This is a genomic window from Streptomyces sp. CA-249302 (assembly GCF_050936785.1).
GTDB lineage: Bacteria > Actinomycetota > Actinomycetes > Streptomycetales > Streptomycetaceae > Streptomyces.
In genome coordinates, this window is sequence record NZ_JBNJMG010000001.1 from 5224495 (window position 1) to 5237895 (window position 13401).

Annotated in this window: 11 protein-coding genes and 1 tRNA gene; 3 read left to right on the forward strand and 9 right to left on the reverse strand. The window is 70.0% G+C overall.

Annotation, left to right across the window (positions count from 1 at the left end; genetic code table 11):
* The first annotated feature begins 71 nt into the window (after positions 1 to 71).
* Together ACQEWB_RS23425 and ACQEWB_RS23430 are read left to right on the forward strand one after the other, a co-directional pair.
* Positions 72 to 752: a helix-turn-helix domain-containing protein gene (locus ACQEWB_RS23425; protein ID WP_319301704.1), complete on the forward strand. Its 681-nt coding sequence runs from the start codon at positions 72 to 74 to the stop codon at positions 750 to 752.
* A complete protein-coding gene (locus ACQEWB_RS23430) occupies positions 749 to 2281 on the forward strand; it encodes a site-specific integrase (RefSeq protein ID WP_432834079.1) in 1533 nt (510 codons plus the stop codon). The genes ACQEWB_RS23425 and ACQEWB_RS23430 overlap by 4 nt, the downstream gene beginning before the upstream one ends.
* Before the next feature lie 101 nt (positions 2282 to 2382).
* On the opposite strand, the gene ACQEWB_RS23435 is transcribed toward ACQEWB_RS23430, so the two are convergent.
* The 9 genes from ACQEWB_RS23435 to ACQEWB_RS23475 all read right to left on the reverse strand — a co-directional run bounded on the left by ACQEWB_RS23435 (position 2383) and on the right by ACQEWB_RS23475 (position 12861).
* Positions 2383 to 2970 carry a hypothetical protein gene (locus ACQEWB_RS23435; protein ID WP_319301708.1) on the reverse strand — a complete coding sequence of 196 codons (588 nt, stop codon included), beginning with the start codon at positions 2968 to 2970 and terminating at the stop codon, positions 2383 to 2385.
* Between the two features lie 12 nt (positions 2971 to 2982).
* Entirely contained in the window at positions 2983 to 3504 is a 522-nt protein-coding gene (locus tag ACQEWB_RS23440; protein WP_319301710.1) for a toll/interleukin-1 receptor domain-containing protein, read from the reverse strand.
* Positions 3505 to 3908: 404 nt separating this feature from the next.
* Positions 3909 to 4247 carry a hypothetical protein gene (locus tag ACQEWB_RS23445; RefSeq protein ID WP_432834082.1) on the reverse strand — a complete coding sequence of 113 codons (339 nt, stop codon included), beginning with the start codon at positions 4245 to 4247 and terminating at the stop codon, positions 3909 to 3911.
* A 221-nt stretch (positions 4248 to 4468) separates the two neighbouring features.
* A tRNA-Lys gene (locus ACQEWB_RS23450) sits at positions 4469 to 4541 on the reverse strand.
* Between the two features lie 99 nt (positions 4542 to 4640).
* Entirely contained in the window at positions 4641 to 6212 is a 1572-nt protein-coding gene (locus tag ACQEWB_RS23455) for an amino acid permease (protein WP_432834084.1), read from the reverse strand.
* 48 nt (positions 6213 to 6260) lie between these two features.
* Positions 6261 to 9050 carry an FG-GAP repeat domain-containing protein gene (locus ACQEWB_RS23460; RefSeq protein WP_432834086.1) on the reverse strand — a complete coding sequence of 930 codons (2790 nt, stop codon included), beginning with the start codon at positions 9048 to 9050 and terminating at the stop codon, positions 6261 to 6263.
* Positions 9051 to 9232: 182 nt separating this feature from the next.
* On the reverse strand, positions 9233 to 11365 hold the full coding sequence (locus ACQEWB_RS23465) for a DEAD/DEAH box helicase (RefSeq protein ID WP_432834088.1): 2133 nt from the start codon (positions 11363 to 11365) through the stop codon (positions 9233 to 9235).
* Between the two features lie 387 nt (positions 11366 to 11752).
* Complete coding sequence (locus tag ACQEWB_RS23470) at positions 11753 to 12268, reverse strand: hypothetical protein (RefSeq protein ID WP_432834090.1); 516 nt, start codon at positions 12266 to 12268, stop codon at positions 11753 to 11755.
* A 188-nt stretch (positions 12269 to 12456) separates the two neighbouring features.
* Complete coding sequence (locus tag ACQEWB_RS23475; RefSeq protein ID WP_432834092.1) at positions 12457 to 12861, reverse strand: hypothetical protein; 405 nt, start codon at positions 12859 to 12861, stop codon at positions 12457 to 12459.
* A gap of 134 nt (positions 12862 to 12995) precedes the next feature.
* Here ACQEWB_RS23475 and ACQEWB_RS23480 point away from each other — a divergent pair, with 134 nt between their 5' ends.
* Positions 12996 to 13346 (forward strand): metallopeptidase family protein, encoded by a 351-nt coding sequence (locus ACQEWB_RS23480; protein WP_432834094.1) that lies wholly within the window; start codon positions 12996 to 12998, stop codon positions 13344 to 13346.
* The last annotated feature ends 55 nt before the right edge of the window (positions 13347 to 13401 follow it).

A 13401-nucleotide genomic window follows, 5' to 3' on the forward strand; every position in this document is an offset into this window, starting at 1 on the left:
CTCGGCGAACGCGGTCATCACGTTCGGCTCCAGGCGTCTACCTACCAGGATGGCCAAGCTAATGTGTCTTCATGACACAACGCGGTTTCGATGATGAAGAGGACGACGTTCCCGAGTGGGAGGACCGGGTCAAGGCCAACGTGGCCGGCGAAGTCCGCCGAAGGAGGAAGGAGATGGGATGGAGCGCACAGGATCTGGCGGACCAGTGCGAGCGGCTCGGGCACCCCATCCCGCGGAACGTGATCGCCAACATGGAGTCCGGCCGCCGGGCCAACCTCCCGCTCGTGGACGTCATGGTCCTGGCTGCCGCCTTGGAGACGTACCCGGTCTGTCTGATCTTCCCGGTCGGCTACGTCGAACGGACCCAAGAGCTTCCCTTCCAGCACCTCGTGCCCACCTGGGACGCCCTTCGGCGCTTCACCGGCGACGAGGACATGCCCTCGTACGACGCGGGCCTGGTCCCCGACTTCGAGGCGCACGACAGTCTCGTACGCACCGCCCTGGCCGCCCTCGAAGAGGAAGAACGGGCGCGGTTCGCAGCCAGGACGGCAGGCAACCGCGCCCAACAGGAAGACGCCGAGCGCAAGCAGACCAAGTACGCCGACGAGGCCATCTCCGCCAAGTACAACCTCCGCCACCTCCGCCGCGACATTCGCGAGGAGGGCGCCATCCCACCCCACCTGCCACTCGCCCTGAGCGACGTCGACCCAACCGAACCCGACCCCAACACCGCCCCGGAGGAACGCGTTTGAAGGGCTCCACCCATCGCCGCTGCTACTGCCGCGACCCCCACACCGGCAAGCCGCTCGGCAAGAAGTGCCCCAAGCTCTCCAGCCGCAAGCACGGCTCGTACTCCATACGCCAGGAACTCCCGCCCCGCGAAGACGGCACCCGCCGCTCCTTCAACCGCGCCGGCTACGAGTCCCTGAAGACGGCTCAGGCCGACCTCGATCACGTCCGCGCTCTGCTCGCCCTGGCGGACAAGGACGACCCCGACAGCCTCCAGCGCCTCGTCGCCCTGCTGGAGGAGGTCGCAGCCGACAAGGCTCCACTGCCCGCCATCGAGGAGACTCGGCGCCGCCTCCGAGCCGGTCTCGCCCTCCGCGGCAGCCTCACCGTCGGCGAGTGGCTCGACCAGTGGTTCGCCGCGAAGAAGCGCCGCAAGACCACGCTCAACGGCTACGCGTCCCACATCCGCGTCCACCTGAAGCCGCGCATCGGCCACGTGCGCCTCGACCGGCTCAACGTCGGCCACTTGGTGGAGATGTTCGACGGGATAGCCGACGACAACGAGGTCATCGCGGCCGAGAACGGGGCCCGCCGCGAGCAGATCGCCCGCTGCAAGCCGAGCAAGCCCGGCCGGCCCGTAGGAGCCGAGCGAAAGCTGCTCGCGGCCGAACGGGCCAAGCTGGCGGAGATGAAGCCGTTCCGGAAGATCACCGGCCCGGCATCCCGTCAGGCGATCCGCCGCACCCTGCGCGCGGCCCTGAACTCAGCGATCGCCCAGCAGCTCATCACCTTCAACCCGGCGTCCCACGTCGAGTTGGAGTCCGGCAAGCGCCCGAAGCCTCTCCTCTGGACCGATGAGCGAGTCCGGCGCTGGCGCGAGACGGGCGAGGTCCCCGGCCCCGTGATGGTGTGGACCCCGCAGCAGTTCGGCGCCTTCCTCGACACGGCCGAGGGCGACCGCCTGTACGCGATCTTCCACCTCATGGGTACCCGCGGCCTCCGTCGCGGCGAGGCGGTCGGCCAGGACTGGCACGAGATCGACCTCGACGCCGGCCTCATCACGCCCGCCAAGGAGATCGTGGTGGACGGCTGGGATCTCTACGAGTCCGAGCCGAAGACGGACGGCAGCGCGAACACGATCGCGCTCGACAGCACGACCATCTCCGAACTGCGCGACCATAAGGCCCGCCAAGAGAAGGAGCGCGCGGAGTGGGGCGAAGCCTGGCAGGACACCGGCAAGGTCTTCACGAAGGAAGACGGCTCGTGGCTCCACCCCGGGACGGTCTCCGAGACATTCCGCCGCATCCTCGCCACGACTGACCTGCCGCCCATCACCCTGCGGGACCTACGCCACGTCGCCGCGACGCTCACGCACGGAGGTGGCGGCGACATCCACGCCGTGAAGGAGACCCTGCGGCACTCCACCATCACGCTGACCTCGGACACGTACACGAGCCTGCTCCCGGAACTGGACCGTGAAATCGCCGAGAAGGCAGCGAAGCTGGTCCCCCGGTCACGTCCGGCAACCACAGATTCGTCTGCCACAGAGTGACTGAAGGCGCTGGTGGGTTCTGACCACGGTTGCCTAGGCAACTACGCCCGCCACAGACCACCCGCTCCGTCGGTGGATTTGATTGCGGTCCGGGCCAGCTATTAGTAGGGCTCGTTGGGGAGCCGCCGGGCAAGTACCCACTCCTCGTCCCCGACACGACAGGTGATGACCAGTCGAACGGGGTGACCACGGTACTCGTCCTGCCAGGTTTCCATCGTCTTACCCTCCATCCAGTGGCCGGGCCTGGTCCGCTCCATCTGGAACGGGTGGCCCCGACCCACGCGCAGGGCGAACGGGCCGAGGGTACGCCCGTGCTCGTCGGCTTCGTTCACGCGGGGCGTAAACCTGAACGGCCCCCAGACGTGGTTCGAGATGTCCTCCGCGGTCACTCGGCCAGGTGTCAGGTTGCTGCGATTCTTGTCGTCATCATCGACACGAACGCTCACGAACTCGACCACCCCCAACTCGTCGGGGCCGGCGAGGTGCACGTTGAGCATCGAGTGGTCCTGGGACCGGTTCTCCATGCTCAATTCCAGCTGGGGCCGTCGCTCTTCGTGCCGCCGATCCCGTTCGATGCGAGTCAGAGTCTCTGCCGTGGCCGCAGACCGGCGGGCGGCCAGCCAGGCACCGGCTGTCGCGATCGCGCCGAGCGCAGCAGTGGAAAAGGTGGCGATGTCTTCCCAAGGCATGCCGCTGGACGCCTAGTTCGCCGGTGTGGACAGCGCGGTCAGATCGTCCTCAACAGCGACCAGCTCGGCGATCTTGGCGGCAATTTCTGCCATCGAATCATCCGCCGTATCCAACCCGTTTCGAGAGGCAAGCAAGGGGCTAACCTTCCGAAGTTCGTCGTAGGTTGTCTTGTGCACGACAGGAAGCAGCAGGTTACGTGCAAGGAGCTCCGAGAGCTCAATGTCGGAGACGCCCCGTCGGTCAACGCGCTTCAGTAGCTCAGGGGTGACCAGAACGAGACCCGTACGCGACTTCGCCAGACCTCTGTCGATTTCCCGCATGAACGGTTGGCCGAGCAGAATGTCCTTCTCGCTGAACCAGACCGACACGCCCTCTGCTTCCAGCAGATCGCACAACTCCTTGGCAGCACCGCGCCGGTCATCCCATGCGTGGCAGAGGAAGACATCGCGAAGGTCTGGCTGTTGGCGCGCGCGCAACACGGCGGCGTCGCGAACTGGAGCCAGGTCCTTCACCTCAGCAGGCGTGTAAGTCACGGAGGAGGTGCTCGGTGACCAAGGCGCTCGCGTTCTGCCGCTACTGGAGCTGCCCCCACTAGTCGCGCCGCCCCCGCCACTGCTCCGCGATGAGTAGGCCGACGGCGGATAGTAGGACGGGGAGGGTGAGTACCCGTAGCCTCCGCCGCCGCACGCGGGGCACGCCGCACGTCCGCTGGCGGTCCGATGCCCCCGCCGAGGGGCTGTACAACGACTCATAACCACACGGTAGTCCACGCAGCCCCAGGAGCCATCTCGTTTACGCATAAGCCCGGAGTCGCCGACATATCCAAGCAGTTTGCGATTCCCTCAGGGCTAGAGACGATCAAGTCCCGCTCACATGCACCGCAACTGTCCCTTGCCTGCGGCCGACGGACCTCGGTGTGGGGCTGCGACCTGTGCAGTCAGGCTGAATGGAATGGAGCAGGCCCCAGCCCCGAGCAGCCGCTCTCACTGGCACTGCCTCCGGTGGCCATGAACTCGCTCTCGCGGCCGTCGGGCATGCGAAGGATTCCAGGCGCCGCATCGAAAAGGTCGACACCCTCTTCGTCGCGCACGAGGGTGATGCTCCCTGCCCAGGTGCTGTGACGGTCGTAGCTGAAGTTCTCCACCGTCGAGGGGTCCAGACGCAGTACAAGCGACGCGATGACAGAGACCTCCTTGCCATCAGGGAAAACGACCGTAGCTGGCCCGACATAACGAGGGCGGCCGTCGTCCGGATGGAAGGGGGGTCGTGACGTCATGGCGCGAGGGTAGCGCGGGTCATGGGGGTTAATTTGGGATGGCGTCCTCCCGCCACCTCTGCTCTTCGGCACCGCGCCCACCGGGCAGACAGCCTTCACTGGCACATCCGCTCACGCATCGCTCACGCACGACCCCGAAAACGCAGCAGCGCCCGAGCCGACCGAAGCCGACCCGGACGCTGCGTAGCAGGTCAGAGGCCATATCCCCCGCCCACCACCGGTAGGCCCTGTGGGACTCGAACCCACAACCAATGGATTAAAAGTCCACTGCTCTGCCAATTGAGCTAAGGGCCCAGGCGATGTTGCCTCCCCGAGCATAGCCGGACACGGCCGTGTCTCCGATCGGGTATCGGGGACACGGCCGTGCCGAGGTCGCGCGGTGCGTCGGGAGTGTCAGGGATCTACCTTTTCGGGTGCCCCTCCGGAGGAGCTCGCCCGAGCCGCCTCCCGCCGCCGCGTCCGTTCGTGCTCCGGATTCAGGAACCACTCCCGGGCCGACGCGAACCACCACGCCGCCGCGAAGCCGAGGACGGCCAGGACCGCGATCGGGGCGTAGTTGAAGCTCTCCCAGGTGACCGGGGAGACCTGCGGCAGCATGAAGAGGACCGTGATGACGCCGACCCACACCACCGAGACGACGCCGATCAGGCGCGACCAGCGGCCCAGGTGCCACGGCCCGCGTTCGAAGGCCTCGCCCTTGGTCAGGCGCAGCAGCGTCGGGACGACGTAAGCGATGTAGAGCCCGATCACGGCGACGGACGTCACCGCCGCGTAGGCCGTGTAGTTGATCAGGTACGGCAGGCCGAGCACCAGCGCCCCCGCCGCCGCCAGCCACACCGCCGCCACCGGCGTCCGGGTGCGCGGGCTGACCGTGTGCCAGACGTGGGAGAAGGGGAGCGCGCCGTCGCGTGAAAAGGCGTAGATCATGCGGCTGTTGGCCGTGACCGAGGCCATTCCGCAGAACAGCTGTGCGCCGATGACGACCAGCAGGAGCAGCTTCCCGGCCGTGGCGCCGAGCGCGTCCAGCAGGATCTGGGCCGGCGGCGCGCCCGTCGGGGAGGCGAGCTCCTTGCTGTAGTCCTGGATCGCGTAGGTGAAGCCCAGGAGAAGCACGAAACCGGCTATCCACGACGTCCAGATGGACCGCACGATGCCCTTCGGGCCCGCCGTCGACGCGTCGTGCGTCTCCTCCGTCATGTGGGCCGAGGCGTCGTAACCGGTGAAGGTGTACTGGGCCATCAGCAGTCCCAGCAACACCACGTACACCCCGCTCCCCCAGCCCGTGTTGTTCACGAACTCGGTGAAGACGAAGGTCGTCGACTGGTGGTGGTCCGGTACGAAGGCCAGCGCGCCGACGATCACGCCGACGCCCAGCACGTGCCACCACACGCTGATGTCGTTGAGCAGGGCGACGATCTTCACGCCGAAGGTGTTCAGCAGGCCGTGCAGCACCAGGATCCCGGCGAACAGGAGCACCGTCCGGCCCGGTGTCACCTCGAAGTCGAACTGGAGGTTCAGGTAGGCGCCGAGGAAGGACGCGGCGCCGAAGTCGATGCCCGCGGTCACCGCCACCTGGCCCAGCACGTTGAACCAGCCCGTGAACCACGCCCAGGCAGCGGCCGAACGCGGCGGCGCCAGGCGGTACGCCCAGTAGTAGAGGCCGGCGGAGGTCGGGTACGCCGAACAGATCTCGGCCATCGCCAGCCCGACGAAGAGGGTCATGAGGCCGACTGCCACCCAGCCCCACATGATCACCGACGGTCCGCCCGTGTTCATGCCGAACAGATACAGCGTCAGGCAGCCCGACAGGACCGAGATGATCGTGAAGGAGACCGCGTAGTTGGAGAACGCCGACATGCGGCGGGCAAGGACCTGCGTGTAGCCGAGCTGGGCAAGCCGTTCTTCGTCGGACAGCCCCGAGGGGGCCGGGCCCGACTGCCCGCTCGCTATGGCGTCATCTGTCATGCCCCCAGCGATTCCCCCGCCGGGGGCGTGACATGCATCACAACATGGCTAAAAAATGCCCTTGTAGGCCTGCCAGCCGCTCCCGATCAGCACCCGCCCGCCGAAGGAACCATTGCCCTTGCCGCCGTAGCGGTAAAGGTGCCCCGCGGTGTCCCGTGCGACCAGGTCGTTCTTCCCGTCACCGGTGATGTCGCCGACGCCGACGACCGTGTTGTACGTCGATCCCCAGCCGCCGAATACCTTTGCGCGCGCCTTGAGATGTCCGCCCGCCGAACCGCCCGCGAGACCGCCGTACCGCCACAACGTGCCCGCTTTGTCCCGGGCGAGCACGTCCCCGATCCCGTCACCGTCGAGGTCCCCGGCGCCGACGATCTTCGGGTAGCCCTTCCAGACGGGTCCCGACCCGATCCGCTTCCCCGCCGCGAGAGTCCCGCCGCTCTTCGCGGCGAAGAGGTAGACGTCCCCCGTCGACGCCTTCCGCGCCAGCAGGTCCGGGCGGCCGTCGCCGGTCAGATCGCCGGGCGAGGTGAGGACGTCGTACGCGTTCCAGCCGCCGCCGAGTCCCGTGTACGGCATGGCGGGCGTCGGCGCCTTCCCGCACGGTACCTTGTAGCCCCGCAGCGAACCGTCCGTCATCCGCACCAGCACGTCCTCGCAGCGATCGCCGTTCAGATCGCCGAACGGCACCGCCACCGCCTTGGCCGACCAGCCGCCGCCGGACACCTTCCCGGCGAACCCGCCCTTGCCGTCGCCCTGTTGGAAGGTGAGCGTGCCGGTGGAGCTGAGGGTGAGCAGGTCGGCGAGCCCGTCCTGGCCGACGTGGTCGCGGCGCACGGGCGCGGCGAGGGTGCCGGCGGGGAGGATGTGGATGCGTTCGGCCTCGTCCACGTACGCGAGCCTGTTGCCGTTCGCCTCCAGCGTCCAGCGGATGCCCCGGTCGGAGGTGAGGCGCCCGTCCAGGTTGCCCGCCGCGGGCAGGTCGGCCACATCCGACGTGACCGCCCTGCCGGAGCCGACGTCGGTGCGGACCAGCTCGGCGCGGAGGGTGTCGTGCCGGATCAGGAAGCCGTCGGCCAGCAGGGCGTCGCCGGTCGGTACGGCCACCGAGCGGCCCCGGGAGCGGTCGAAGACACCGGCCTTCCCCGGTGCCGTACAGGCCCAGTAGACGAAGCGGCCGACGGCCTGCACCTCGTCGGGGACGCAGCCCGAGCCGACGTTGACGTCCACGGCCGGGTTGCTCGTGCCGAGCCGGGTCAGGGTCAGGTGGCCGGGTGTGGCGGCGGTCGTCCACAGCCGGCCGCCCCAGACGGTGGCGGCGGCGGCCGTGCGCGTCGCGGCCACGGTCATCCGCGTCCAGTCGTAGACGTACTGCTTGGTGCCGTCGGCCACGACCGTGTACCGGCCGTCCGCGGCCACCACCCGGCTGTCCGGGCCGCCGAGCGTGACCGTGTCCACCAGACCGGACGGCAGACGCCGGTGGATGGCCCCGCTGCCTCCCAAGAGGTCGTCGTACACGACGGAGCCGTCCCCGAGGCCGAAGAGACGCAGACACGCCCGGTCGACGGTGCACGGCTTCACCCCGCCGCCGCCCTGCCGCACCGGACCGACCTGCGGCGGCGAACTCGCCGACACCGTACGGGAGTTCCACATGACGTCGGCCGACGCGGAAGCGGTCTGGTCGGTGTAGGTGAGCGCGCCGCCGGCGAGGGCCACGCCGTCGACGGGGGCCGGCACCGGCGGCAGGTCGACGATCTTCGTGACCGTGAGGTCGCCCCCGGCCGACCGCGTCACCCGCTGCACGCCCCAGTCCTCGGCACCCGAGCCGCCGGTGACGACGGCCGACCCGTCCGGCGCCTGCGTCAGGGAGATCTCCGCCTGCGGGACCAGCTGCTTCCAGTCGCCGCCGCTCAGCGGCTTCGCCAGCAGTGCACGGGTGTGGTCTTCTACGGCGACCAGCTGGTCCCCGACGGCGGTGAGCGCGAGCTTTCCGGCCGTGGTGGACACCGGGATGTCGACGGCCGGTCCCCGCGGGTCGTTCCGACGGACCAGGCGGGCGCCCAGGTTGGGCAGCCACCAGCCCACGTAGTCGTGGGTGAGGAGAGGCTTCCAGGCCAGGTTCGGCTCGTACGGCTCGAAGACGGGCGTGACCGTCGCGTCCTTCAGGTCGACGACGGCGAGTTGGGCGAGGAAGGTCCCCGGGTCGTCCGTGGGCACGAGGTAGTGCAGCACCAGCGAACGGGCGTCCCGCACCACCGGCCCCTGGATCCGCACGCCCGCGGGGAAGCCGGTCACGACCGTGTCGGAGGTGCCGCCGCCGGCGGTGGGCCTGAGCACGTGCAGCGCGGTCATGTCCTGGGGGCCTGCCCCCTCGTAGCCGATGACCGCGACACCCGCCACGCCGGCCGAGTACAGGTTGTCCGGCACGGTGACCGTGCCCCGGTCCGCGCCGGTCGCCACGTCACGGAACCGGATGGTGTCCGGGGTCCGGCTCAGCACCTCGTACGCCGTGTCGGAGGAGGCGAGGCCGAGGTGCCCCTGGATCCCGTCCCAGCGCGAGAAGTCGGTGAGGTCCCGCGACTGTCCGGTCGCGTAGTCGGTCCACTGCTGGTGTTCGACGCCCTCCGGCTGCGACAGCAGCCCGGTGTCGCCGTAACCCTCGAGCCCCGCATAGCGCGGGACGGTTCGGACCCCGGCGGGGAGTACGGTCCCGCCCGACGAAGCGGCGGCCGGCGCCGCCCCCGCCGTCCCGGCAACCTCCGGCGAACTCACGGCGAGCGCGAGAACGGCGGTCAGCGCCGCGCCCCCGAGCAGCCGCCGTACGAACGTGCGGCCCTTCACGGAACCCCCCGGCCCGTCGACCCGTGCATGGGTCTGTGCGTGAAATGTGCATGCCCTGAGCGGGCAACGGGAGCGTATCAGCGGGAAGTTCCGGGGCCGGTGGGGTTTCCGGGCACGCGGAAGGGCCCGTACGAACATGTCGTACGGGCCCTTCCGTCAGTTCACTCGGCCGTCACCCGGCGTCAGCCGTTGCGCTTCCAGCGGGGCTTGTCGTCGCGGCGGCCGAAGGAGGAGCCGCCGGTGCCGGTGCCGGTGCCACGGTGGTCGTCGCGGCGGCCGTACGGACGCTCGTGGCCGCCGGAGCGGAAGCCCGGACGGTCGTCGCGGCGGTCGCGGTTGAAGGGACGGTCGCTGCCACGGTGGCCGCCGCGCTCGTCCCGGCGCTCGAAGGAACGCCCGGCCGGACGGTCGTCGCGACGGAAGCCGCCACGGTCACCGCGGTCGTTGTTGTCACGACGCTCGAAGCCACGGTCGCCGCGGTCGCGGTTGAAGCCACCACGGTCGTTGTCCCGACGCTCGAAGGAGCGACCGCCACGGTCGTCCCGACGGTCGTTGTCACGGCGGAAGCCGGGACGGTCGTTGTCCCGACGCTCGAAGGAACGGCCACCGCGGTCGTCCCGACGGTCGTTGTCACGGCGGAAGCCGCCGCGGTCGTTGTCCCGACGGTCGTCACGGCGGAAACCGGGACGGTCGTTGTCACGACGCTCGAAGGAGCGACCGCCACGGTCGTCACGGCGGTCGTCGCGACGGAAGCCGCCACGGTCGTTGTCCCGACGCTCGAAGGAACGGCCGCCACGGTCGTCCCGACGCTCGCGCCGCTCGTACGCCGGCGCCTCGGTCTCCTGCGCCGGCGACTGCTCGGGCTCGGTCACCTCGACGGCTGCCTCGGCCACCGCGGCCTGCGCCTCGGCGACCGCGGCCTCCGGGTCCTCGCCGCGCTCGCGGGCGACGCGGGCGACCAGGCGGTCGGCCTCCTCGCGCAGCTCGGTCGCGCGGCGCTGCGCCCGCTCCAGCTGCTTGGTGAGGTGGGACACCTCACGCTCGGCCTGCTGGGCCGCGTTGGCCGCGGACTCGGACTGGACCTCGGTCATCGAACGGGCACCGGTGATCTCGGCGACCTCGGGCTCGAAGGCCGTACCGGAGTTGATGATGTGCCGCCCGGCGTCGACGCCCGCGTCCTCCATGAGCCGGAAGATCTGGCGGCGCTGGTGCGGGAGGGACAGGGAGACGACGGTGCCGGTGCGGCCGGCGCGGGCGGTACGGCCCGCGCGGTGCAGGTAGTCCTTGTGGTCGCCGGCCGGGTCCACGTTCAGGACCAGGTCGATGCCGTCGACGTGGATACCGCGGGCGGCGACGTCGGTGGCGACGAGCGCGTTGACGTAACCGTCCTTGAAGTCGGCCAGCGTGCGGGTGCGGGCGCCCTGGGTCATGCCGCCGTGGAGCGCGTCGGCCTTCACGCCGGCCTCGCGCAGCTGCTCGGCGATGCGGTCCGCGCCCAGCTGGGTGCGGACGAAGATGATGGTGCGGCCCTTGCGGGAGGCGATGGCGGCGGTGACCGGCGCCTTGTCCTTGGGCTTCACGATGAGGATGTGGTGCGACATGGTCGTCACCGCGCCCTGGGCGGCGTCGACCTCGTGCGAGACCGGGTCGACCAGGTAGCGCTTGACCAGCGTGGAGATCTCGTTCTCCATCGTGGCGGAGAAGAGCATCCGCTGGCCGCCGGCCGGGACCTGGTCGAGCAGCTCGGTGACCTCGGGCAGGAAGCCCAGGTCGGACATCTGGTCGGCCTCGTCGAGGACGGCTACCTCGACGTTCTCCAGGGAGCAGGCGCCGCGGTTGATGATGTCGCGCAGGCGGCCCGGGGTGGCGACGAGGATGTCGACGCCGCGCTCGAGGGCGTAGATCTGGTTGCCCATCGACGTGCCGCCGCAGACGACCTTCATCTTCAGGCCGACGACGTCGCCGTACGGCTGGAGGGCGTCCGCGACCTGCATCGCGAGCTCGCGGGTCGGGGTGAGGATGACCGCGCGGGGCTTGTGCTTCTCGGTGCGGCCGCCGGCGAGACGCGCCAGGGTCGGCAGACCGAAGGAGAGGGTCTTGCCGGAGCCGGTGCGGCCACGGCCGAGGATGTCCTTGCCGGCCAGGGCGTCCGGGATGGTCGCGGCCTGGATCGGGAAGGGGGTGGTCACGCCGTTCTGGGCGAGCTTGCGGACGACGCCCTCGGGGAGACCGAGGTCCGCGAAGGTGACCTCGGGAGCGCCTTCGGTGCCCTCGTTCTCGGGCATGACGGCGTGATCAGTACTGGAAATGGACATGCGTAAGCGAAACCTTCCGGAGTCTCGTCGGCACGCGCCCGTCAACTCCGTGATTTCGCAATACGACCGCCTCTATGCGGTCAGCCACGGCAAGGGAGAGAACGCGCCACGCGGCGCTCTCTGCAATGGCGCCGGGCAATGGGATCAAACGATCTACCACCATACGCACCCCCCACCCCCGAAGGCAAACCAGCCCCGACCGGTGTAGGCAAGGTCACTCGCCCAACACCTCCGCCGCTCCCTCCACCCAGCCGAGGCGAACTCACCGACCTCGGACCAGCTTCCCCGCGGGGGGGGGGAGGTCACCCACCTCGGATCAGCTCCCCCGCGAGGGTGAGCGCACCCGCCGCAGACCGACTCACCCCGCCGGGGTGGGGAGCGCTCGCCTCAGACCGGCTCACCGGCCGTCGGTGCGGGCTCGCGTTCGGCCAGCTGTGGTGTGGTCTCGCCGTGGGCCGAGGACGAGGGCTCGGCGGACGGCGGTGGTTCCGGTGTCGCGGACGGTGGCGGGTCGCTCGGGGTGGGCGGCGGCTCGGCCGTGTGCGTGGGTGTCGGCGTCGCCTTGGTCGGCGTCGGCGCCCCGGGCTTCCCGCTCACGTCCGGCTTGCCCTTCACGGGAGCGGACGCGCTCGCGTCCGCCGACGGCGACGCGGAAGGGGAGGCCGACTCCGTCGCCTCCCCCTTGCCCTTCTTCCCGCCGTGCTTGCCGTCGGCGGCCACCCCGAACCCGCCGCCGGAGACGGCCGACCCCCCGTCGGGCGCCTCACCGCCCTTCTGCCCCGCCGAATGCGAGGGCTTCGCGCCCCCGCCTCCTCCGTCGTCGCCCACGCTCATACAGCCGGCTGCGGCGGCGACCGCCATGACCGTGACGGCCAGACGGACGGGTACGTACATGGGGCGCACGGGAAGCCACCTCCGAGGGCGGGAAAGGAGTCAACCTCCTCAACTCCCGCCGCCCGCAAGAGGACACGCGCGGGTGCCGCCGGGCCCCGGGGACGATCGGGCCGCAGCCGTCCACCACCCCGGCCCGCGCCCGGCAACCGGCACCCGGCACCCCGCACCCCGCACCCCGCACCCCGCACCCCGCAAGATCAGGCCGTGACCCGTCCCCCGCCCCGCGTCGCCGAGGCGATGACGTTGGACGCGACGGTCGTCACGACGAGGCTGCCGACCATGACCAGCCCGACGCCGATCGCGTAGAGGCCGCTGGAGTCGTCCGACCAGTCGTAGTAGGCGGCGAGGGTGAGGCCCGCCGTGGTGCCGAGCACGGCGCCGGCGACATGGTGCCGGGAGGCGGCCCAGTACACCGCCGCCAGCAGCGTCAGCACCAGCCCGATCACCTGCCAGGCCTGGTACGGCCCGGTCGTCGTACCGTCGGCGTGCACGTCCTTGTGCTGGTCCCAGCCCAGCCAGGCGGCCCACATCCCCAGGGAGACCGCGGCGAGCAGGAGGGCCGGCCCCAGCCGGCGAACGCGTTCGAGAAGTCCTTGGCTCATGGCTCCAGCGTTCCGGCTCGCGCAGGCTCCGGGCAGAGCGCAGGTACTCAGTCGCACCCGAGTACATCGGACATCCGGGAGACAGGGCCTCTCCGTACCTCCGTCCCGAGCGCCTCTTCCCCGACAATGGCTCTGTGCTGGAGATGACACGCGAATCGTTCGAGGAACTCGTGAGCCAGGCCCTGGACCGGATCCCGCCCGAGCTGACCCGGGTCATGGACAACGTCGCCGTGTTCGTCGAGGACGAGCCGCCCGCCGACGACCCCGAACTCCTCGGCCTCTACGAGGGCACCCCCCTCACCGACCGCGGCGAGTGGTACGCCGGAGTGCTGCCCGACCGCATCTCCATCTACATGGGCCCGACCCTGCGCTACTGCGAGACGGCCGAGGACGTCGTCCACGAGGTCGCCGTGACCGTCATCCACGAGGTCGCCCACCACTTCGGCATCGACGACAAGCGGCTCCACGAACTGGGCTGGGGCTGACCGGCCCGCTCCCGTCCGGCGCATATCCGACCCCGCACTTGGGCATACGGGACCA